The sequence below is a fragment of the Streptomyces sp. NBC_00012 genome, assembly GCF_045040875.1.
In the GTDB taxonomy this organism is placed as follows: domain Bacteria; phylum Actinomycetota; class Actinomycetes; order Streptomycetales; family Streptomycetaceae; genus Streptomyces.
Genome location: NZ_CP108309.1, coordinates 238,740 through 259,652 on the forward strand (window position 1 = coordinate 238,740; position 20,913 = coordinate 259,652).

The following is a 20,913-nucleotide window of genomic DNA, read 5'->3' on the forward strand; positions in this document are numbered from 1 at the left end:
ACTTCAGTCGCCACAAGGGCCATCTCCGCGGGCGCGGAGGGGATGGGCCGTCCGATGCGGCGAGCCGATGGTATTAAGCATGGCAGCTGGTGACCAGCCACATCAGCTCTGCCCCGTGGGCTGTTCCTAGGACTGTGGCAGACGCAGCGTCGCGGCGGCGGTCCCGGCCGGACCACTGAAGGCGATCAGAGGCTGCGAAGCCCCCTGGACGCTGTGGTGCGGCAGGACACCGAGGGATGTCAGGGGTGCCGCAGTGACCAGCCGCAGCAGCTCTTCTCCTGTGTGGAAGTCCCAGAGACGCAGGGTCGTGTCGGTCAGGCCGGCGCTGACGATCAGGTTGCGGGAGTCGGCCGACCGGACGATGCCGAGGGCGGATACGGGCCCGTCGTGCCGGGTCGGCAGCGTGAACGTCTCCTTCTTCGGAGAGCCCGGCGCCCACAGACGTATGGTGCCGTCGACTCCCCCTGTGACCAGGTACCACTCGCCCTCCTCCTCTCCTTGGCAGACGGCCAGGGACGCGACGGCGCCGGGCCGTTGACCGGGCCATTCATCGTGCGGAGCGTGCAACGGGCGGCACAGCAAGATGTCCTGATCGGCAGCGACAGCCAGAAGACCCCCCGTAGGCAGGGGCAGATATGCCAGCGCTCGGACGGGGCCACCGGATCCCCCGCCATGGCGCCACCCCAGTACTTCGCGGGTGGCCAGGTCGCAGTACGCGATCGAGCCGCGGCTCGTCCCCACGGCCAGGACGGTCCGCGTCCCATCGACAAAGGTGGTGAACGCGGTGGGATGGTCCTCCGCCGAGGTCCAGGCGTTCATCGTCGCCCAGTCGCCGTTCCAGCACCCGACCGATCCGTCCGGGAGTCCGACGACGACCGTCGTGGAGCCGTCCGACGCTGTGTACGTGGCGAGAGCCGTCACCGGCCCGTCGACTCCTCTGCGGGGCAGGTCGATCGTGCGCGTGACCACGCCCGTGCCGGCCGACCTCACGATCAGGTTGCGGTCGGGGCCGACCGAGATGAGCTCGGCCGGACCGGGGCTTCCGGACAGCATCGCGAGCAGTGCTCCACCGGTGGGACGGGAGGACGGTCGCACTGTACGCCGGGCCCACGCCTCGGGGTTCCAGACACGGACGGTCCGGTCGAGCGAGCCCGATACCAGGATCTGGACCCCTTCGGGACCGGGTACGACGGCGAGGCCCGTCACCTCGCTCGTGTGATCGGTGGGAAACCGGCAGGTCTGCTCACTTGTTTCCGGGTCCCATATCTGTACGGCACCATCGTGCCCGCCGAGTGCGAGCAGGGTGCCGGAGCCCGGCTGCCGGTAGGGCGTCAGGACGGCTGCGGACTGCCTGATCGTGTGGTGCCGTTGTTCCATACCCGTCAGGGCATCCCAGAACCTGACCGTTCCCGAGGCTGCCCGCGTGGCCACGGCGAGCACCGGTTCGCCGTCCCGCTTCTCGAGCAGGGCCAGCGCGGAGATCTCCCCTCCGGGAATCGGAACGGTGCACACCAGGTCGAGACCGGCCCCGTCGAGCACGTCGACGGCATCTGCTCCGTTGACGGCGAGCAGGGTTCGGCCCCCGGCGCGGGTCAGAACAGCGAGTGCGTTCACCGCACTCGCCAGGGCGGCGTACTCCATGTCGGCCACCACGGCCCCGGTGAGCGGATCGCACACGACAAGACCATCGGATGTGCGGATCGCCAGCCGCGCTGCCTCCCGGTCGGTGAAAGAAGCCAGGTCGTGGACCGTTGCCGTGACCGGCAGTTGTCGGTCCTGACCGCTCAGCGGGTCGCACGTCCACGCACCCCTGTCGCAGCCAACGGCCAGAAGAGGCTCGCCGGACGGCCCCGGCACCACGGCCAGCGCCCGCACCAAGGAGCCCGGCCCCTGAATCGGTGGGCCGACCGGCGTCACGGTGGACGGATCCCACACCCGTACGGCGCCGTCGGCGCCGCCCACTGCGACCAGCGGCGTCCCGTCCCGCAAGGTGAAGGACACGAGGGAGCAGACATCCGCGTCCGCCCGTGCCAGGACGTTGCCCGGCACCGCGAGGTCCTTCCATCTTGGCAAGAGATGTGCCACGGCCGGACTGCCGGTGTCGCGGTTGCCCGGGAGGGCATCAGCGTCCGGCTCCCACAGGGAGAAGCGCAGGCTCTCCGCGCGCGCGAGGGGCGGTGCGTCGGCGAGAAAGGGTTCGATCCGCGTCCACGCGAGGAGGCGCTTCGTGCCCTCGGCATGCTCCGACAGAAGTCCGAGCGCGCCCCGCACATTCCCGCTCGTCTCGTAGGGGAGAAACTTCTCGGTGACGACCTGGTCGTTCAGCACGCCTCCGGCCGCCGCGTGCTGAACGAGGTGGTGACGCAGATAGGGGTGGGGCGGCTCGCCTTCCTTCTGCAGAGCGCTGAACTCGACGGCCAGTTGCCGGTGGGACTCTCTGGTCACCACTGACGATGCCTCGGGCGTGCTGGACGGCGTTCCGTCACCGAGAAGGGCATACGGCGTCTGCCGCAGCACTTCGCTGATGCGCTCGTGGATCGGCCGGTAGACGAACCTGCCGTCCTCGACGTCGGTCGTCAGATATCCGGCCAGCGGGCTGTTTCGCACCCGCCGGATCGCCGTCTCGGGAGCGATGATGTCGCCTGCCGCAAGCGCTGCCACCGCGCACGGCCACACTTCGGCCCAAGGAAGACCGGCCCCTTGCGCAAGTGCTGTGGCCCGCAGGACCTGCATGACATGCTCGGCCGGCAGGCCGATATTGCGCCGTACTTCCTCGATGTCCTGCCGCAGAAGCTCCTGTGTCCCCTGGCGCAGGGTGCGCCGCCACTCAGGATCGTCCGGATCGGGCAACCGGTCGCTTGCGTAGAGCGCCTCGGCAGCAAGGCGGGCATCCAGGAAAGAGGGCGCCACCTCCTCGGCCATGGCAGCCGCCAGTTCGTCCAGGCTGCGGTCATTCGGGCGTACCGAGGAGTCACGGTGGTCGAACAGGGTCCTCAGCAACGTGCTCGCATACGCGGCAATGTCCTCCGCGGCGCCGGTGTCAGCCCGCAAGGGCTCGTCGGCATCTGTGGAACGGACAAGCAGGTTCAGCAGATCCGATGCCCGGTCCTGCGACGGACGGAGTCGGCCCGCAGTGTCCGCGTGGGCACTGCGGATGCCCAGAAGCATTCGTACAGCGGGATGCCCGTCGTCCGTCCACTGTTCGGCCAGCGGGCGGATGAGGTCGGTGATGATCCTCGCGGGATTCCTCGCCTCGTCGATGCTGTCGATGACGATCGTCAGCGGCCGCCTCGTCTGACGGACGGATCCCAGCACGCAATCCAGAAGCTGATCGAGTGACCCGACCCTCCTGTCCCCTGCGAGCGGCTCGTCGGTGAGCGCCGTATACAGCGCCGCTGCCAGTTCGTCAGCATCCGTATTACGGGCGACCACCGCGGCGTCGACAGCTCCCTCGGGCACCAGGAGGTCGGGCGGTATCGCGTCTATGAGGGGCCGGTACGTCGAGTCGGCCCTGAACTGCTTGTCGCTGAGAGCGACGACCCGAGCGAGGAGAGCCGACTTGCCCGAGCCTGCCTCTCCGGTGACGACGAGCGTGCCTCCCTCCCCTTTCAGGAACTCGGTCATGCGCCGTACATGGGTAGTCCTGCCGGTGAAATACCAGCCGGAGTCAGCGGGGGAAGGCCGACCGGAGGCGCGCAGGAGCCAGTAGGAGTCGAGGTCGGGCTGGGTTCGGTAGCCGGGGTTGGGGAGGCAGGGAGTGAGCTGCTGGTAGTCCACGTCCCTCTGCACCGAATCTGGCCGCCACACACGCTGTACGTCGGCCATGGTGTGGGGGTCGAAGACCTTCTTCATCGCGGCAAAGAAGTCGTCGAAGCTCAGATACGGAAGTGCGTACCCGGAGGCTTCGTCCCTGAAGTACGCCATCACCGCCTTGAGAAGGTTGGAGAACTCCTCCGGGCGGGGGGACGTGTACTCGTTCGCCGACGTCAGGACGACAAGAGAGGACAGATTACGTCGCTCTTCGCTGAGCGCTTCGAGCCGACGAAGCAGGTCCTTGCGCAGTACTCCCGAGAAGCAGGAGTCGACCATAACGAGAACGTGTGTGGCGCGGGAGTCCAGTGCGGCCGTGATCAGGTCGGCGGTCTGGACCGCGGTGCCCAGGACCCGGTCCCAGTCGGATTCTGGCAGGAGCAGGAAGTGGACATCGGAGTTGCGACTCAGACCGTGGCCCGTGATGTAGACGACGATGACCTCGTCGTCGTCCGCGGCGTCCAGGTGCTGCTCGTCCATGAAGTTGCGCAGGTCAGGAGCTGTCCGTAGCTTCTCCGGCTTCACCAGGCTGAAGCGGCACCCATCCTCCGACGGCCCTTCGGCCCACCACTCTTCGACTACTGCGACCTGGGCATCGATCCTTTGTTTGAACGAGGCCCGCTCATCCGGCATGCCGAGAGTTTCGCCGTAGTCCGAAACCGCAATCTCGATGAGCCGCCTCGCGCCCCACTCGTAGTCCGCAGCCTGGCTCACCGTCCGTCGACCACGATCGCCCGTGCGACCGGAGTGGTCCGCAGGTAGCGCAAGACACTGTGCGAATCACCGATCCCGTTGGCGACCTCAGCATCGGTGGTCCCCGGCGAGACGTCGCTGAGGCCTCTCCCCCCGGTGATGACGTCCCCGGGGTCGAAGACGTTGACCCACTCGATGTCGCCGGGCAGCTTCAGAGGTTCGCCGTCGGCAATGTTCAGTCCACGCCGCACGGAGGCGATTCCCAGCGGTGAGCCGCAGGTCACGAACGTACGCACGCCGGACACACGGTCCGGCGGGATCTGGCCCCTGCGCAGCAGGTCGTAAGCGATCACACTGCCCAGCGAGTGCCCTACGACGACGGACGTGTTCTCACCGAAGGCCTCGGCGACCAATGCCCGGACCTGTGCTGCAAGGTCGGGCTCGTACAGGTAGAAGCGCACTTCCCGCATCGCACTCACAAAGAGTTTGCCCCCGCCTCGGGGGAAGCGCCGGTCGTACGCCATCACCAGACGCGTGAGACGGGCCGGCCAGAGCTGCGGCGGCCCAAGCGTCTGCAGCGGCAGTTCCTGCACACGGGCGAGGTCTTCCTGGTGAACCACTTCCTCCAGTGCCCCGACGACGAACTCGGCTTCGCTCTCGCTCAAGGGCACTGCGGCATCGAAGGGATCATCCTCCGGGCCTAGCCGGTCCGCTCCGCGCGCAAGGAGACTGGTCCAGTGGGGCAGTTCCAACGCGGTGGTGGGTATGACTGGCTGTCCCAGCGCACCAAGGCCGCGGTTGATTGCCTTGCACCATTCGGCTGTCAGCCGGGACTTCGATGTCTTCGACTGCCGAATGCCGTGTACCCCAACGATGCGCGTCACGCTCGTGCTTCCCCCGCCTACGTGTCGTTCGGTCAGGTAATGAGGTTAGTCGGCCTGAGCCTTCTGACGGGCGGATTCCTCCCTTTTCACTCGGGACTGCTCGACGGCCTCGTCCTCGTGCCGGGGCGCACTTGGACTGATTGCTAGTGTGTGGTTGCTATGCCTGCGGCCAGGGGTGTTTACGGGCGCTGATCTGCCGTCCCCTCCCGCAGTCGCGCGAATGGCTCCTGAATGGACTTCCGGACGGGTCCGGGTACGAGTGCATCGTCTCGCATTACGAAGACTGCCCTCCTACGGCCCGACGAGCGACCCGCTGGCCGTCTGCTCCCCGCACCTGCGGGAATGGTCCCGGGCCTCCACCGGGGCCAGGCCCGGCCGGTGGATGCTCCCCGCACCCGCAGGGGATGGTCCCGTGCTTCCGAAGCCGTTCCTCGGGCCGTGGAACTGCTCCCAGCACCTGCGGGGACGATCGCCGAGGCCGGCCTGACCGTCCGCTACACGACCACCTCCACTCTGGTCAACGAACTCGCCGAAGCTGACACTGCCCGTCGGCTGTCCTCGATGATCGCCCGCTACGGCAATGTCGATCTTCTCTGCCTCGCTGTCACACTCACCCGGCACAATGGGGTTGGGGCCGCCGCGACGGCGGTCCCGACCTGCTTCCGCAGGGCCGACGACCACCGTCGTACGGCCTGCCAGGAGACACCCGGCACCGGTCCGGGCCACACTGGCAGTGCCGTGCGGATGAGGAGGTGGAGGGAATGAGCGTTGCAACCGATCACACCGGGCCGTGGACCGTCGCCGACGTCCTCGCGCTGCCGGAGGACCGCAGTGTCCGGTACGAGCTGCTGGGGGAGTCTCTGATGATGTCCCCCGCCCCCGGACTGCGCCACCAGCGTGCGTCCTTCAGGCTCCACGTGGCCCTGGACGCCGCGGCCCGCGCCGCCAGTGCACCGGTCGAGATCCTGGAAGCCATCAATGTGACCCTGCCGTCCGGCCTGGTGGTGCCGGACATCGTGGTCGCCGACGCCGGCGCGACCGTCGACGACGGTGTCAGCATCGATGCCGAAGCCGTCCAGCTCGTGGTCGAGCTGGTCTCCCCCGGCAACAAAACGATGGACCGGAAGTTCAAGCCCATGCTCTACGCCGAGGCCGCGATCCCGCACTACTGGCGCCTGGAATTCGACCCGGCGCCCCGGCTCGTCATCACCGAGCTGGAGAACGGCCGATACGTCGAGCAGACGACCGCTCTGTCCGGCGAGGTCACCCGACTAGATGCCCCGTTCCCCTTCGCGATCGACCCGGCCGGGCTCGCCCGGCAATAACCGGCCGACGAGTTGGCCGCCTGGGCTCATTGTCATCAGCACTAACGAGCATGGCCGCAGTGTCCGCACCAGCACGGTCAGCGATATGACCGGCTTTGCCGGAATCAATGAAAGTGTGGGAAAACCACGTTCCCCGGCGATAAAGCCACAGGTCACGGAGCCTGCTCCCCGCACCCGCGGGGATGTTCCCGTACACCGCCGCGGCGAGCTTGGCGCCCATGGCTGCTCCCCGCACCCGCGGGGATGTTCCCGTACACCGCCGCGGCGAGCTTGGCGCCCATGGCTGCTCCCCGCACCCGCGGGGATGTTCCCGTACACCGCCGCGGCGAGCTTGGCGCCCATGGCTGCTCCCCGCACCCGCGGGGATGTTCCCGGAACTGGTCGCGATCCTGATCGACTACTTCCAGCAGCAGCTGGAAGGGCACTACGGGGCCGACATGTTCCTCGGCCCTCACGACCTGATCGGCACCGTGTCCGCGCAGTACCAGCTCATCGACAAGCTGCTCCGCTCTGCGAAGGGCGAGACCCGCCGCGGTCTTCTCCGCGTCGGTGCGGCCTACGCCGCACTCGTCGGCTGGTTGTATCAGGATGCCGGAGACATGGACAGCGCGGCTTTCTGGCGCGGCATCACCCAGGAGATCGCGATGCGGTCCCGTGACCCGCACCTCATCGGGTACTCGCTCGTCAACCAGGCTCAGGTACGCACCGATCTCGGCGACGGACACGCAGTCCTCGACCTGTGCGAAGCCGTGCTCGACGACGCCGACCGGCTCGTCCCGAAGGTACGGATCATGGCCATGCAGCAGCAGGCGCACGGCGCCAGCCTCACCGGTGAACGTGGCCTGGTCGACCAGCTCATCGACCAGGCCGACCGGCTGTTGCCGCGCGTGGACGACAACCTTCCGTGGGGGAACGCATGCAGGCGGACGCCCGGGTACCTGGAAGTGCAGCGGGCCACCTGCTACGGACGGCTCGGCCTCGGTGCGGAGGCCGGCGCACTCTGGTCGCAAGTCCTCGCGATCGTTCCGGAGACCGCCCGCCGGGACCGCGGGGTGTACATGGCCCGGCAGGCAACAGCTGCGGCAGCTGCGCGGGAGCCGGATCAGGCAGTGGAGATCGCCCGGACCGTGGCGACGATCGTGGTGGAGACCCGCTCGGCCAGAATGCGCAGGGAACTGGTCGCCCTGGAGCGTGCGATGCGGCCGTGGCACGATGCCCCGGTCGGCCGGGATCTTGCGGAGATCCTGGAGCCCGTGAGCAAGGGGAACTGAGCGTGGCCAAGGAACCGGTGCCGCTGACGGACAGTGCGATCGAGGGGCGGCTTCTGGAGCTCCGCGGCTGGTCGCGGGTGGGTGATGAGATCACACGGTCTTTCGGCATCCGGTATCACGGTGGCGTCGCGATGATCGTGCACGTTGCTGATGTGGAGCGGCTCATCGGACATCACGCCGACATCGATCTGCGATGGGACACGATCCGGTTCGGGATCACTACGCACGACGCGGGCCACAAGCTGACCGACGCCGACTTCGACCTCGCGAAGCGCATTGACCAGATCGCGGCAGCGCACGGCGCCGAGCCCATCGATTGATGACCGACCGGTCCCCGGACGCTCGAACCCGCCCCCTCCCGCCCGAAGGACGAATTTCAGGGGCGTTGTTCGTGATCGGCGGCGGTCGGCCAGCAGTCCGAGCACGCTCGGGCCCGGGGATGGGCTGGAACGGGGCTGTTCCCCGCACCCGCGGGGATGGTCCCGAGCCGACCTCCACGTATCAGGGCAGCAGCTCCCGCGTGGCGTAGTAGGCGTGCAGCGCGGCTTCGCTGCCGGAGCCCAGGGCGGTCATGATCCGCTGGAAGCGGGCGGAGCGCAGGTCGCCGGCCACGATGATGCGGGGGTGCTGGCCGATCGGCGGGCAGTAGAGGACGCAACTCTCGGTGGCGATCCCGCAGAAGACGAGGTCGGTCCAGCCGGCCTGGCGGATCAGTTCGTCTGCCTCGGGGGTGAGAGCGTGAAGAAGCGCTCGTAGGAGCTGCCGAGGTAGTTGAAATAGCGAGTGAAGATCACGGGTCAACCGACGGTGGACCACTGGGCGACCAAGTCTGAAACCGCTGGCACGGCGTGGCGGCTGCGGTGGTTCACGAAGCCGTTCTGCATGTCGACCACGATCAGCGCGGCTCCGCCGATGTCCATCCGCTGCCTCTCCTGCCCGTGTCCTCAGCCGATGCTTTCGCGTAGAGCGTCCTATACGTCGCGCAGCCGTTCGGCCAGCCCGCTGGTCTTCCCGCCCGCTTGTCGAGCCTGGCGCGCCCGCTGCCTCACCAATCCGAGCCTTCGCTGCGAGGACGGCGAAAGCCTCACCGACCTCCCTCGGCCGGGCCAACTTCGGCGTGCGACCGATCTCTTGTTCCTTGAGAGATCGGTTTCCGATCCGGGCAGAGCTCCCTGAGAATAGGCAGGCAGGCTCTACGATGATCGCTTTGCACTGCCATCCTTTGAAGCTTGAACAGAGGAACTGAGACCGATATGCCAGTTTTGCCAGACTCGGCGAAAGTATGGGAAAACTGCGTGCCGCCGCGATAAAGGTGCAGGTCACGCAGTCTGCTCCCCGCGCCCGCGGGGATGGTCCCCGATCGCCATGGGTCAGCCCTCCTTCGAGGTGCTGCTCCCCGCGCCCGCGGGGATGGTCCCGGCCGCGGTTCGGCAAGCCAGTGAACACGTTGCTGCTCCCCGCGCCCGCGGGGATGGTCCCCTTCAGATCCGGGCGGACGCTTTCGGGGTCTGCTCCCCGCGCCCGCGAGGATGGTCCCGCCAAGGGTCTCAGCCTGCTCGGAGCTCGCTGCTGCTCCCCACACCCGCGGGGATGGCCCCTCGGCATTACCAATAGGGGTCTCAACCCCTGGCCTGCTCCCCACCTGCAGGGATGGTCCCGCGACGGCTCGTCGGGATTCTGCGGGTAGATGGAGGCTGGAGAACCCGCCCGGACCTCTGCCGCCGACGGCCTCAGGTACGGGCGGGGGCATCAGTACCGCCGCTCGCGCGGGTGCGGCGTCGCCCGCGCCGAGGCGGGCAGCGGGCACAACTCCTCGTGGAGGTGGAGCGTGATACCGGGGCCGGTCGCGCCGGGGATCTCGTATGGCTTCGACTCCTCGGCGGTCATGGGCTGCTGGCAACGGTCACACATCATCGGCAGGTCCTTCGGGGATGGCAGGAGCAGGCGCAGGTGAGGCGCTCGGCGAGGGCGTCACCGACCCGGATGTCGACCGGTCCGGGGCAGAGGCGGTGCCCCTCGCCCCATGAGCCGGCCGTGCTGGTCCTGCACTCGGGGGAGATGTAGTTGCTACGCGATGCCTGCTGCGCGGGGGTGGTCATTTGGTCGCCTTCTTGCACCGAGCGCATCGGCAGGCCGGGTACGCGAACCTCTCCTCCACCACCTCGACCGGGACGACTTCCGTCGTCGGACGACGGACGCGCGTGCGGCCGTGCCGGTCCACCTCATACACCTTGATAGTCATTGCCATGGGCTGCACTCCCACCTTCGGTTACCGTCTCAATCAGCGTCGTCCGGCGTGTGCAACTGCGGTATGACCAGCGGGGGTTACCGAGGCGGTAATAAGCTCGTTGGCACTCCAGCAAGGCGCCTGCGCGTGCATAGGATCGCTCCGGAAGTCGGCCCCCATGGATGCCATCACCCCCGGCCTGCCCGCCCCCGACGTACTCGACAGAGCAGACGTACGGGCAGCACTCATCGAGCACGACTTCGCGGCCGTCTTCACCCTGATCAAGAAGTGGGGCGGCCTCTCCCAGAATCGAATCGCATCAGCCTGCCAACTGACCCCCGGCAAGGTCTCCACGATCATCAGCGGCACCCAACGCGTCACCTCGTTCGAGGTGGTGTGCCGCATCGCCGACGGGCTCCGCATCCCCGGCCTTGCACCCCGCGCCTGGGAGCACAACCAGCACACCGACCAGCACCACCCGCCGGAGACGCCGTGCGAAGGGCCAGACTCAGACGGGATTCCGTGGCGGCCCGATGCCACCGTGGAGCTGGCCGCACACCTCACCAGGAGCGATCTCGTGATGGACCGCCGCGCTCTCACGCGCGCACTGGCAGGAGCCGCCGCCGCTGGCGCAACCCTGCTCGACTCCCTCGAAGGCTGGCTCGTCCCAGTCGCAGCAGCCCCCGTGCAACGTCGTCCGGGGCGGCTCGGTATTCGGGACGTCGAGGAACTGGAGACCACGGCTCAGGCCTTCCGCCAATGGGACCACCAGTACGGAGGTGGCCTGCGCCGAAAGGCCGTGCTCGGCCAGCTGGCCGAGGTGGCCGGTGCCCTCGGTGACCACCAGGCGCCCGTCGTAGAGCAACGTCTCTACTGCGTGATGGCCCAGCTCGCCGGGACCGCTGCCACCATGGCGTGGGACTCCGGGCTGCATCGCCGAGCGCAGGAGTACTACCGCCTTGCACTCCGCGCTGCTCACGCCGGCGGCGACGTGGTCTTCGGTGCCAACGTCCTCGCGGGCATGGCCCGGCAGATGCTCTACCGGGACCGGCCCGACGACGCACTCCAGCTCATCAACCTGGCTCAGGAGGGCGCCCGCGACGTAATCGGCCCCCGCGTTCGCGCCATGCTCCACACCAGGGAGGCATGGGCGTATGCCGCACAGGGCCGCCACGCTGGTTTCCAGCGGGCCACGACGCGGGCGGCCGAAGCACTCGCGGACGCCCGCCCGGACGGGGACGAGCCCTACTGGATTGCCTACTTCGATGAGGCCGAACTCGCCGGAGTAACCGGCGGTCGTCTCCTCGACCTCGCCCGCGCCGACCCCCGCCAGCACGCCAACCAGGCGGCCGGCCAGATCCGAACAGCCCTGTCCCTCCGAGGTACCGAGGCCGGCCGCTCCCACGCCCTTGACCGCATCGGCTTGGCGGAGTGCCACTTCCTCGCCGGTGACATCGGAGGCGGCGCGGCCGAGGCACACCGCGCGGTTGCGGCTGCCCGCGGCACCCAGTCCGAGCGCGTCCGCAGCCAACTGGGGCAGCTGTACCCGTACACAGTGGGGCACAGCGCCTCACGGTCCGTACGCGAGGCGCGGGATAGTATCCGCGACCTGCTGGCAAGCTGAATCGAGGAGATCCGAGTGACGACCCTTGCCGTGACCGGACACATGGACCTGACGGACGAGAGCGTGCCGCTTGTACGAGCAGCGCTCCGTAACCTGCTGGCCGAGTACAGCGACGATCTGACGGGGGTGTCGTGCATCGCTGCCGGATCGGACACCCTTTTCGCCGAGGAGGTCACAGCCGTGTGCGGGCGCCTGGTGGTCGTGATCCCCTCTCAGGACTACCGGGCAACCAAGGTGAAACCCGACCACGCACCTGTCTTCGATCACCTTGTCGAAGCCGCTGCCGAGGTACTGACGCTGCCGAACAAGACCGCCAACCGCGGTGCCTACGAGGCGGCCAACGCCGAGCTCCTGAAGCGTGCCGACCGGCTTGTCGCCGTGTGGGACAGCACTCCGCCATCGGGGAAGGGTGGCGGCACGGCCGACACCGTCGAAGCGGCTCGCGCTGCGGGGTTGCTGGTGGATGTGGTGTGGCCGGACGGTGCAGCCCGCAAGGGGTGAGCTTCGGTGCGCTTTACACATCTCTACCGGGAACACCCCGGCCTGATCCCGGACGCACGGGGCCGCTCCCTGCTACGACCGTAGCCAGGCAGGGGGTGTTGGTCGTGTGCGGCGGCGGTCAGCCGGCAGCCGGCAGCCGGCAGCCTCGTCCGCTTCGGCTTGCGGCCGATCTCTCATGCCTCGAGAAATCAGGTTTCCCGATCCGGGCATAGCCACCTGAAAATAAGTAAGCAGACTCTGCACTGATCGCTTTGCACTGCCGGCCCCTGACGGTTGAACAGAAAAAAATAGAGAACGTTATGCACTATTTGCCGGACTCGGTGAAAGTGAAGGAAAACTGCGTGTCTCCGCGATAAAGCCGCAGGTCAGGAAGTCTGCTCCCCGCACCCTCGTCTGCTCCCCGCACCCGCGGGGATGGTCCCAGGGCGGTCGGACCGCCGAACGTGCGGACCGGCTGCTCCCCGCACCCGCGGGGATGGTCCCCGCACCCAGCCCCGAGTGCTCGAAGCCCGTACCTGCTCCCCGCACCCGCGGGGATGGTCCCTTGTCACCTTCGCCGGAAGGATGGGCTGGTTGCTGCTCCCCGCACCCGCGGGGATGGTCCTCAGGCCCTTACGGCGCACGTCGGCCCGGAGTGCTGCTCCCCGCACCCGCGGGGATGGTCCCATCGTCACGCCGCTGCCGGTGAGCTGGCTGACCTGCTCCCCGCACCCGCGGGGATGGTCCCTGCCCGGCAGCAGCCCGCGCTCTGCTCGCCGCCTGCTCCCCGCACCCGCGGGGATGGTCCCGGTGGGGGGGGAGGGGCGCTGCTCCCCGCACCCGCGGGGATGGTCCCACCGTCATCACGCTCGCGGGCGCCGTCGGCGCCGGCGGCTGCTGCTCCCCGCACCCGCGGGGATGGTCCAGCTCGCCCAGGAAGCCGCCCAGCTCCTCGCCCCTGCTCCCCCGCACCCGCGGGGATGGTCCCCGGACGATGGCGGGGAACTCGGGGGTCCAGGTCTGCTCCCCGCACCCGCGGGGATGGTCCTGGCTGCGGCGTCCTCGGTTTCCTGCGCGGCGTCTGCTCCCCGCACCCGCGGGGATGGTCCCCAGGCGGTGCGCACGGGTCAGGGCCTCGGTGACTGCTCCCCGCACCCGCGGGGATGGTCCCTGATGATCATCGGCCGACACACCGACCGCAAGCTGCTCCCCGCACCCGCGGGGATGGTCCCACCGACGCCCATGCACGGATGTAGGCGATTTGCTGCTCCCCGCACCCGCGGGGATGGTCCTCTCGTCCCCCATGCCGGGAATCAAACGGAAAACTGCTCCCCGCACCCGCGGGGATGGTCCCGGCTGCGGGGTCATGCCGCCTCCGCCCGGTGCCTGCCCCCCGCACCCGCGGGGATGGTCCCGCCGAGAACGGTCGGCTGCACACGCGCATCATCTGCTCCCCGCACCCGCGGGGATGGTCCCGTCTGAGTCCTTGGGTGGGGTCACAGTGGCTACTGCTCCCCGCACCCGCGGGGATGGTCCCGACAGCGTCCAAGGGGACGACGCAGGAAGTCCCTGCTCCCCGCACCCGCGGGGATGGTCCCTCTCTGCTCCACCGAGGGAGACCAGCTCAAGACTGCTCCCCGCACCCGCGGGGATGGTCCTCGACATGTCGGTCCTCCACTCCCATGGATTCGCTGCTCCCCGCACCCGCGGGGATGGTCCCTGGGAAGCACGGGCCACGCGTGACCCGGAGCTCTGCTCCCCGCACCCGCGGGGATGGTCCCGGGCCGCCAGGATTTCGACGAGGTGAAGGCCGCTGCTCCCCGCACCCGCGGGGATGGTCCTGGGTTGACCGAAGTCCCGTACAGCTTCGGGCCCTGCTCCCCGCACCCGCGGGGATGGTCCCCTCCGTGCCAAGTCGCACGCCCTCGTCGAGATCTGCTCCCCGCACCCGCGGGGATGGTCCCGCTGCCGTTGCCGATCCAGTACCAGTGGAACGCTGCTCCCCACACCCGCGGGGATGGTCCCGCGCAGGGGGTGTGCGGGGCCAACTCCCACCACCTGCTCCCCGCACCCGCGGGGATGGTCCCCACGGGCGTCTGATGGGCTGTGAAAGGTGGGGCTGCTCCCCGCACCCGCGGGTGTCGGCGTGCTTTGAACCGGGTTCTGGATCACTTTCCGTGCTCAGGCCACGGAGGGTCACCACAACCGCAATCATGAACGGCCGTGGCTGATGTACTCCTCCAGGACCTGTGGTTCCACCGGGTCGAAGGCGCTGTGATCGAAGACGTCGTATCCGACGGTGAGTTCGTGGTCGTTCAGGCCCGCGCGTCAGCGGACCGGGCTGCGTGCCCTGCCTGCGGAACGACGGCGGCCCGGGTGCACAGCCGGTACGTGCGTCGGCTCGCCGACAGCGCGGTCGGCGGCCGTCCCGTGGTCATCGAGTTACGGGTCCGCCGGTTCCGCTGCCGCCAGGACGCTTGCCCGCAGACAACGTTCGCCGAGCAGGTTGAGGGGCTGACCTTCCAGCATGGGAGACGCAGCGCCGGGCTGCAGTCGGTGCTTGAGCGGCTGGCGGTTATGCTGGCCGGCCGAGCCGGTGCCCGCCTGGCACACGCACTCGCCGTCCGGGCCAGCCGGTCGACGCTCCTGCGGCTGATACGCCGTCTGCCGGACCCTGCAGCGCACACTCCGCGGGTCTTGGGCGTGGATGACTTCGCGCTGCGCAAGGGCCACAACTACGGCACCATCCTGATCGACATCGATACTCGCCGTCCCGTCGATCTGCTGCCTGACCGGACCACGGCGACAGTCGCCCGGTGGCTCACCGACCATCCCGGCGTCGAAGTGATCTGCCGGGACCGCTCCAGTGCCTATGCCGAGGCCGGACGGCTCGGCGCCCCGGACGCGATCCATGTCGCAGACCGCTGGCACATCTGGAAGAACCTTGCCGAGGCCGTCGAGAAGACGGTCACCCAGCACCGCGCCCTTCGGCGTGAACCGCAGGACATCGCCCCGGTTCGCACCGCTGTGCTCTCCAAGACCACGGAACTGGCACCGGAATTTCCGGCCGAGGCGCGGCAGTCCGGCCGCCTGTCCGATCGGGTGCGCGAGCAGCACGCGACCGTTCACAACCTGCTGGACGAGGGACTCGGGCTGCGAGTCATCGCCCGCCGGCTCGGCCTGGCTCGCAATACTGTCCGCCGACTCGCCCATGCGGCTACCGCGGACGAACTACTCGTCGGACGCTGGACCGGCCGCACCAGCATCCTCGATCCCTACAAGCCTTACCTGCACCGGCGGTGGGCCGAGGGCTGCACCGTCGCCCGTCGCCTGTTCGAGGAACTCCGCGAGCGCGGCTACCGCGGCGGCGAAAGCGTCGTCAAGAAGTACGTGCAACGGCTCCGGGAAGCCTTCCCGCACGACGATCCGCCCCGCAAGAACCCGTCCACGCGTGACGTGACCAGCTGGATCACCCGCCGCCCCGACCGCCTCGACGACGACCAGGCCCAGCAGCTCAAGAAGATCTTCGCCCGCTGCCCCGAGCTCGACCGAACCGCCGAACACGTGCGCGCGTTCGCCGAGCTCATGAACAACCGCCAGGGTCGGCAGCTGGGCCAGTGGATCGAGCACGTCCAGGCCGACGAACTGCCAGCCCTGCACACCTTCGTCAACGGCCTCGGCCAGGACCTCGACGCCGTCGTCGCCGGCCTCAGCCTCCGCTACAGCTCCGGCGCCGTCGAAGGTCACAACAACAAGATCAAGATGCTCAAGCGACAGATGTTCGGCCGGGCCAATTTCGATCTGCTCCGCAAGCGGGTCCTCCTCGCGGCGGGAAGCCGTTCACGATTGCGGTTGTGGTGACCCTCCGTGGCCTGAGCACGGAAAGTGATCCAGAACCCAGGTTCAGAGACCGCCGACAGCGGGGATGGTCCCGGTCTGGGGGTGAAGGCTGAGAATCTGCGCGACTGCTCCCCGCACCCGCGGGGATGGTCCCCGAGCTTGCGGCCTCGATCCGGCATACCGCGGCTGCTCCCCGCACCCGCGGGGATGGTCCCTGCCTGGCGGGGCCGAGACACGCACAGAGATCCTGCTCCCCGCACCCGCGGGGATGGTCCCTGCTGGGCGGAGTGTGTGGCGCCGTTGACGAGCTGCTCCCCGCACCCGCGGGGATGGTCCTACCGCTTGGGGCGGCCGGTAGCGGCCTGTACGCTGCTCCCCGCACCCGCGGGGATGGTCCCATGCCGAATTCATCAAGGTGAGCACGCTTCGGCTGCTCCCCGCACCCGCGGGGATGGTCCCGTCGGCAGCATCCTCCACTCCGTCCTCGGCGCCTGCTCCCCGCACCCGCGGGGATGGTCCCCACACCCCGCCGGAGATCCTGTTGGTGGTGGGCTGCTCCCCGCACCCGCGGGGATGGTCCCATCGGCTCCAGCGCCTCTCCCGTGCTGCTGTCCTGCTCCCCGCACCCGCGGGGATGGTCCCCGGGGGCGTCACTGGCGTGACCTGCGGCTTTGCTGCTCCCCGCACCCGCGGGGATGGTCCCCGCCATTCCGAACCCTGCACTGGAAGCGGGGGCTGCTCCCCGCACCCGCGGGGATGGTCCCCCGGTGACACTCCGGCCGACGTCACGGTTTCACTGCTCCCCGCACCCGCGGGGATGGTCCCGCCTGGTGCTGGTGCTCCGGGGCATGGGGATGCTGCTCCCCGCACCCGCGGGGATGGTCCTGAGCAGTTGTGACAAGCCGCGTGCCTCGTCGGCTGCTCCCCGCACCCGCGGGGATGGTCCCGGGTAGGGGTCGCTCTCGCCGGAGGCGAGCAGCTGCTCCCCGCGCACGCGGGGATAGCCTCCCCATACGAGGAGGCCCTGTGGCACGGGCTCGCCCGCGTCATCGCAGCCGGTGGCTGTTGTCCGCGGACAACAGCCACCGGTTTGTTGTCCGCGGACAACAAACCGTCTCAGCGCGCCATCGAAGCCAGCCGCGCGAAGTGCCCCTGGAACGCCAGGTCCACGATGCGTCCGCTCGCGCCGTTCCTGTTCTTCGCGACGATCGCCTCCACCGCACCCGCCTTGGGGCCGGTGTCCGTGCCGTCCTCGGCAAGTTCGCGATGGAGCAGGATAATAATGTTGGAGTCCTGCTCGATGGCGGACGACTCCTTGAAGTCGGACACCAGCGGTCTGCGTCCCACCGCGCCGCGGTTGAACTGGGCCAGGGCCACGATCGGCGTCCTGAACTCCATGGCGATCAGTTTCAGTCCGCGGCTGATCTCGGCGACCTCCTGCGCCCGGTTCCCGGCTCTCGTCCCCTCCGGTGTCAGCAGCTGCAGGTAGTCGGCGACCACGAGGGCCGGGGCGTGGTCGCGGGATGCCATCCAGCGCATCCGGGCGCGGATCTTCGACAGGGTGAGGTTCGCCGAGTCGTCGAGGACGAAGTTGTGTGCGTTGGCGAGCCGGTCGCCGACCTGGGCTATCCGGTTCCAGTCGTCCTCGGTCGTCCGGCGGCGGATGAGACGGTCGAGGGGGACGCCGGCCTCGGCGGCGGTGAGGCGGGCCATGAGTTCGCCGCCTCCCATCTCCATGCTGGCGACCAGCACAGGACGTTCTCTTCGCAGGGCGACGTGAGCGGCGAGGTTCATTCCGAAGAGTGACTTGCCTCCGGCCGTCGTGGCTCCGACGGTGACGAGCTGGCCGGGCTTCAGTTCGACGTACTCGTTGAGATCGGCCCACGGAGTGTCCAGTGCCTCGGGGTCGGCACCCGCGTCGAGCTGGTCCAGGAAACCGGCCCAGCGGTCCGCAACGGACAGCAATGGTTCGGCAGTTGATGTTCCCGCAGCCGCGGCCTGGAGCTCGGCCATCGCCTCCTCGACGACCTGGCCAGCCTCCTCCGTACCGGCGTGAGCGAGCTGCACCATACGCTTTCCTGCCTCGATCACCCGCCGCAGCGCCGCCCGTTCACGCACGATCTCGGCGTAGTGCGCCGCATGGCCCGTGGTGGGCACGGTGTTGACCAGCGAATGCAGGTAAGCCGGTCCGCCGACCCTGGCCAGGTCGCCGCGGCGCTGGAGTTCGGCGGCCAGCGTGATCGGGTCGATCCGCGGGGTGGAACTGCTCGCCGCGTACATGTCCAGCACTGCCCGGTAGATGGTCTCGTGGTGCGGCAGGTAGAAGTCCGCCGGGTCACCGAGGATCGCGTCGACTTCCTCGATCGCGCGCACCGACAGCATCAGGGCTCCGAGCACGGCCTGTTCGGCCGCGGTGTCCTGAGGGAGACCCCGCTGGAGAACGTCCTGTTGCGACGAGGTCCCGTCCCGGTGGGAAGGGCCCTGGAAGGGGTCGGTTGTCATGTGCGCGGGCTCCGTCGGCTGTTGGCATACGGGTGTGTGTGGGCCGGTCGGGTCAATTGCGTGGCGGTACGGATTCGATCACCGACCCCTTGCGAGCCTCCAGGAGGCTCCCTGGAGGGCTTTGAGGGGGCGTCACGACCAATCTCTTATCCGGGCATCCCGCAGGCCCTCAGGCGGGCGTGTGTGACTTTCCGGCTCTGCTGGGGTGGCATTCGGGGCACGGGCTCACCTGGAGCAGCCCGTTGGAGTCGGTGCCACTGCGCAGGCGGCTGACCTCGTCGCAGTCGAGATGGCGGCAGTACGGGGGAACCTCGGCCACCGGGGACTGGGCGTAGGCGTGGGCTGGCGGATCCGCCTGGGCGGGCACCGTTCGGGTGCGCCTGCGTCGGACGAGGTCCCGGATCCGGGTCTTCAGAGCTGCCTGGGGGTTGTGGGCCCCGCCCGGGTTCTTCGTCAGTTCGGCAGCAAGGAAGTCGTCCAGCTCCCAGCCCTGGGCCGTAGCGCTTTCGACGAGCAGCGGTGCGTAGCGCTGTGCGGTCACCCTGCCCACGGCCCAGGGCCCCGGAAGTTCCTGAAGGAACTCAACCGCGGCGGCGAGCTGTTCCGGCGTGGCTGCCACAGCCCCCTCCTCCGCCGCCCGCGCAGCGGCGTCATGGTCGGAAGCGAGTCCCGGGAGAGGCGTGAGGGGGCTGGGGGAGGAGGTATCCACCTCCTCCGGGGGGGGTACGGGGGGGGTGCCTCTATGTCCTTCGTCAAGGACATGGTGCCCGGTATGCGTCTGTTTGGGGTGGTCATGCGGCGAGGGTGACGGTGGGGGTCCTGGACTCGTAGAAGGTGCCGTCTCGGAGCATGGCAAACAGGACGCTGATGCGCTGGCGGGCGAGGCGGAGGAGAGCTTGGGTGTGGGTCTTTCCTCGGGCGCGTTGCTTGTCGTAGTAGGTGCGGGAGGCGGGATCGGCGTTCATGCAGGCGAAGGCGGAGAGGAACATGGCGCGTTTGAGCTGCCGGTTGCCGCCTCGGGGTGCGTGCTCGCCGTGGATCGATGTGCCGGAGGATTTCGTGGTGGGGGCGAGGCCGGCGTAGGAGGCGAGGTGGGCGGCGGTGGGGAAGTTGGTGCCGTCGCCGACGGTGACCAGCAGGACTGCGGCGGTCCTGACGCCGACGCCGGGCATCGACGTCAGGACCGGGGAAAGAGGGTGAGCCTCCAGGAGGGTGTTGATCTGGGCTTCCAGGGCCCGGCGCTGTTCCTGGACGGCCGCGAGCGAGCGGGCCAGGGAGGGCACGACGATGTCGAGGGTGCCGGTCCCGGGCACGACGACGGTCTGCTCGTCGAGGGCGTCGAAGGCGTCGTCGATCAGCCGGGCAGCCATGCGTGGGGCCTTGGGCCGGATGAGTTCGACGAGGCGGCGGCGTCCGGCCTTTCGCAGTGCGGCCGGGGATCCGTGGCGTTCGAGAAGCCAGGTGACAGCCTGGTGGTCGAGACGGGGGCCCAGGACACGTTCCAGGCTGGGGTGAAACTGGGTGAGCAGGCCGCGTATCCGGTTGGACGTGCGGGTGGCCTCGGCGGCGAGATCCTGGTCGAAGCCCACCAGGACGGTCAGTTCGGCGGTGATCTCGTCGGTCAGTTCCAGCGAGCGAAGGGTGTGCGGCAGGGTGCGGGCCGCGTCCGCGATCACCGCCGCGTCACGCGCGTCGGTCTTCGCCTCGCCCGGATACAGGTCGGCGATCCGGCGCATCGCCAGGCCGGGCAGGTAGGCGACTTTGCAGCCCGCGTCCCGGGCCACGGCCAGCGGGAGGGCGCCGATGGAGGCGGGCTGGTCCACGATCACCAGAACGGTGCCGAACTTCGCGGTCAGTTTGTCGAACACGGCCCGCAGCTTCGGCTCGCTGTTGGGCAGCTGCTTGTCGAAGACTTTCTTCCCGGCCGGGGTGAGTCCATGGCCGTGATGAGTACTCTTGCCGACGTCCAGGCCGAGGAATACGCCCACGTCTTCGGTATCGAACATCACGCCCCTCCAGGCGAGTTGAACGTGCCGGCCTCGGCATGGGTGTCGTACGCGCGCATCCACGTTATGCAGACCTGCCGCCCGCGAGCTGTCCGGCATTGCGCCGGACCGGGCAGTGGTCGGACCTCTCATCAGCGTCTCCGACGGCACCTCCCGGGCCCGGTGACACCACCCCCCAGGTCATCCGTTCGACAGGGGGACACAGTCATGCCGGGCCCGGAGGCCAGCGGCCCTCTTGCAGGACCGCGAAA

The 20,913-nt window shown here is 68.8% G+C and carries 16 protein-coding genes and 2 CRISPR repeat arrays; of the genes, 7 read left to right on the plus strand and 9 right to left on the minus strand.

The window, feature by feature from the left end:
- Positions 1–126 precede the first annotated feature (126 nt).
- Positions 127–4,443, minus strand: a complete 4,317-nt coding sequence (locus OHA19_RS01240; RefSeq protein ID WP_405749063.1) for an AAA family ATPase — start codon at positions 4,441–4,443, stop codon at positions 127–129.
- Between the two features lie 77 nt (positions 4,444–4,520).
- On the minus strand, positions 4,521–5,387 hold the full coding sequence (locus tag OHA19_RS01245; protein WP_405749066.1) for a hypothetical protein: 867 nt from the start codon (positions 5,385–5,387) through the stop codon (positions 4,521–4,523).
- Positions 5,388–5,825: 438 nt separating this feature from the next.
- Here OHA19_RS01245 and OHA19_RS01250 point away from each other — a divergent pair, with 438 nt between their 5' ends.
- The 4 genes from OHA19_RS01250 (at position 5,826) to OHA19_RS01265 (ending at position 8,303) form a co-directional block, all read left to right on the plus strand.
- Positions 5,826–6,152: a hypothetical protein gene (locus OHA19_RS01250; RefSeq protein ID WP_405749069.1), complete on the plus strand. Its 327-nt coding sequence runs from the start codon at positions 5,826–5,828 to the stop codon at positions 6,150–6,152.
- Positions 6,149–6,712, plus strand: a complete 564-nt coding sequence (locus OHA19_RS01255; RefSeq protein ID WP_405749072.1) for a Uma2 family endonuclease — start codon at positions 6,149–6,151, stop codon at positions 6,710–6,712. Before OHA19_RS01250 ends, OHA19_RS01255 begins: the two co-directional genes overlap by 4 nt.
- A gap of 365 nt (positions 6,713–7,077) precedes the next feature.
- Positions 7,078–7,983 (plus strand): Twin-arginine translocation pathway signal, encoded by a 906-nt coding sequence (locus OHA19_RS01260; protein WP_405749074.1) that lies wholly within the window; start codon positions 7,078–7,080, stop codon positions 7,981–7,983.
- A gap of 2 nt (positions 7,984–7,985) precedes the next feature.
- Entirely contained in the window at positions 7,986–8,303 is a 318-nt protein-coding gene (locus tag OHA19_RS01265) for a 4a-hydroxytetrahydrobiopterin dehydratase (protein WP_326771217.1), read from the plus strand.
- Positions 8,304–8,484: 181 nt separating this feature from the next.
- Here the strand turns inward: OHA19_RS01265 and OHA19_RS01270 are convergent, their stop codons facing one another.
- The 4 genes from OHA19_RS01270 to OHA19_RS01285 all read right to left on the minus strand — a co-directional run bounded on the left by OHA19_RS01270 (position 8,485) and on the right by OHA19_RS01285 (position 10,082).
- Positions 8,485–8,784 carry a hypothetical protein gene (locus OHA19_RS01270; RefSeq protein ID WP_405749077.1) on the minus strand — a complete coding sequence of 100 codons (300 nt, stop codon included), beginning with the start codon at positions 8,782–8,784 and terminating at the stop codon, positions 8,485–8,487.
- Positions 8,781–8,903 carry a hypothetical protein gene (locus OHA19_RS01275; RefSeq protein WP_405749079.1) on the minus strand — a complete coding sequence of 41 codons (123 nt, stop codon included), beginning with the start codon at positions 8,901–8,903 and terminating at the stop codon, positions 8,781–8,783. The genes OHA19_RS01270 and OHA19_RS01275 overlap by 4 nt, the downstream gene beginning before the upstream one ends.
- 829 nt (positions 8,904–9,732) lie before the next feature.
- Positions 9,733–9,897: a hypothetical protein gene (locus tag OHA19_RS01280; RefSeq protein ID WP_405749082.1), complete on the minus strand. Its 165-nt coding sequence runs from the start codon at positions 9,895–9,897 to the stop codon at positions 9,733–9,735.
- Positions 9,894–10,082 carry a hypothetical protein gene (locus tag OHA19_RS01285; protein ID WP_405749084.1) on the minus strand — a complete coding sequence of 63 codons (189 nt, stop codon included), beginning with the start codon at positions 10,080–10,082 and terminating at the stop codon, positions 9,894–9,896. The genes OHA19_RS01280 and OHA19_RS01285 overlap by 4 nt, the downstream gene beginning before the upstream one ends.
- A gap of 306 nt (positions 10,083–10,388) precedes the next feature.
- Between OHA19_RS01285 and OHA19_RS01290 the strand changes: the two genes are divergently transcribed.
- From OHA19_RS01290 to OHA19_RS01300, 3 genes are all read left to right on the plus strand, one after another.
- The gene (locus OHA19_RS01290; RefSeq protein WP_405749086.1) at positions 10,389–11,834 is read left to right on the plus strand and encodes a hypothetical protein; all 1,446 of its coding nucleotides are present in this window, start codon (positions 10,389–10,391) and stop codon (positions 11,832–11,834) included.
- Positions 11,835–11,849: 15 nt separating this feature from the next.
- The gene (locus tag OHA19_RS01295; protein WP_405749089.1) at positions 11,850–12,335 is read left to right on the plus strand and encodes a hypothetical protein; all 486 of its coding nucleotides are present in this window, start codon (positions 11,850–11,852) and stop codon (positions 12,333–12,335) included.
- 393 nt (positions 12,336–12,728) lie between these two features.
- Positions 12,729–14,401: direct repeats of the CRISPR family, unit length 29 nt; unit sequence CTGCTCCCCGCACCCGCGGGGATGGTCCC.
- A gap of 136 nt (positions 14,402–14,537) precedes the next feature.
- Positions 14,538–16,175 carry an ISL3 family transposase gene (locus tag OHA19_RS01300; protein WP_405721012.1) on the plus strand — a complete coding sequence of 546 codons (1,638 nt, stop codon included), beginning with the start codon at positions 14,538–14,540 and terminating at the stop codon, positions 16,173–16,175.
- 104 nt (positions 16,176–16,279) lie between these two features.
- Positions 16,280–17,162: direct repeats of the CRISPR family, unit length 29 nt; unit sequence CTGCTCCCCGCACCCGCGGGGATGGTCCC.
- A 108-nt stretch (positions 17,163–17,270) separates the two neighbouring features.
- Here OHA19_RS01300 and OHA19_RS01305 read toward each other — a convergent pair.
- From OHA19_RS01305 to OHA19_RS01315, 3 genes are all read right to left on the minus strand, one after another.
- On the minus strand, positions 17,271–18,656 hold the full coding sequence (locus OHA19_RS01305) for a replicative DNA helicase (protein ID WP_405749091.1): 1,386 nt from the start codon (positions 18,654–18,656) through the stop codon (positions 17,271–17,273).
- A 169-nt stretch (positions 18,657–18,825) separates the two neighbouring features.
- The gene (locus tag OHA19_RS01310) at positions 18,826–19,275 is read right to left on the minus strand and encodes a hypothetical protein (protein WP_405749094.1); all 450 of its coding nucleotides are present in this window, start codon (positions 19,273–19,275) and stop codon (positions 18,826–18,828) included.
- 172 nt (positions 19,276–19,447) lie between these two features.
- Positions 19,448–20,662: an IS110 family transposase gene (locus OHA19_RS01315; protein WP_405749097.1), complete on the minus strand. Its 1,215-nt coding sequence runs from the start codon at positions 20,660–20,662 to the stop codon at positions 19,448–19,450.
- Positions 20,663–20,913 lie beyond the last annotated feature (251 nt).

Coding starts and splice junctions, on each gene's coding strand:
- OHA19_RS01240 (WP_405749063.1), bottom strand. CDS start 4,443: ATGCCGGATGAGCGGGCCTCGTTCAAACAAAGGATCGATGCCCAGGTC.
- OHA19_RS01255 (WP_405749072.1), top strand. CDS start 6,149: ATGAGCGTTGCAACCGATCACACCGGGCCGTGGACCGTCGCCGACGTC.
- OHA19_RS01260 (WP_405749074.1), top strand. CDS start 7,078: ATGTTCCCGGAACTGGTCGCGATCCTGATCGACTACTTCCAGCAGCAG.
- OHA19_RS01275 (WP_405749079.1), bottom strand. CDS start 8,903: ATGGACATCGGCGGAGCCGCGCTGATCGTGGTCGACATGCAGAACGGC.
- OHA19_RS01280 (WP_405749082.1), bottom strand. CDS start 9,897: ATGATGTGTGACCGTTGCCAGCAGCCCATGACCGCCGAGGAGTCGAAG.
- OHA19_RS01285 (WP_405749084.1), bottom strand. CDS start 10,082: ATGACCACCCCCGCGCAGCAGGCATCGCGTAGCAACTACATCTCCCCC.
- OHA19_RS01290 (WP_405749086.1), top strand. CDS start 10,389: ATGGATGCCATCACCCCCGGCCTGCCCGCCCCCGACGTACTCGACAGA.
- OHA19_RS01305 (WP_405749091.1), bottom strand. CDS start 18,656: ATGACAACCGACCCCTTCCAGGGCCCTTCCCACCGGGACGGGACCTCG.
- OHA19_RS01315 (WP_405749097.1), bottom strand. CDS start 20,662: ATGTTCGATACCGAAGACGTGGGCGTATTCCTCGGCCTGGACGTCGGC.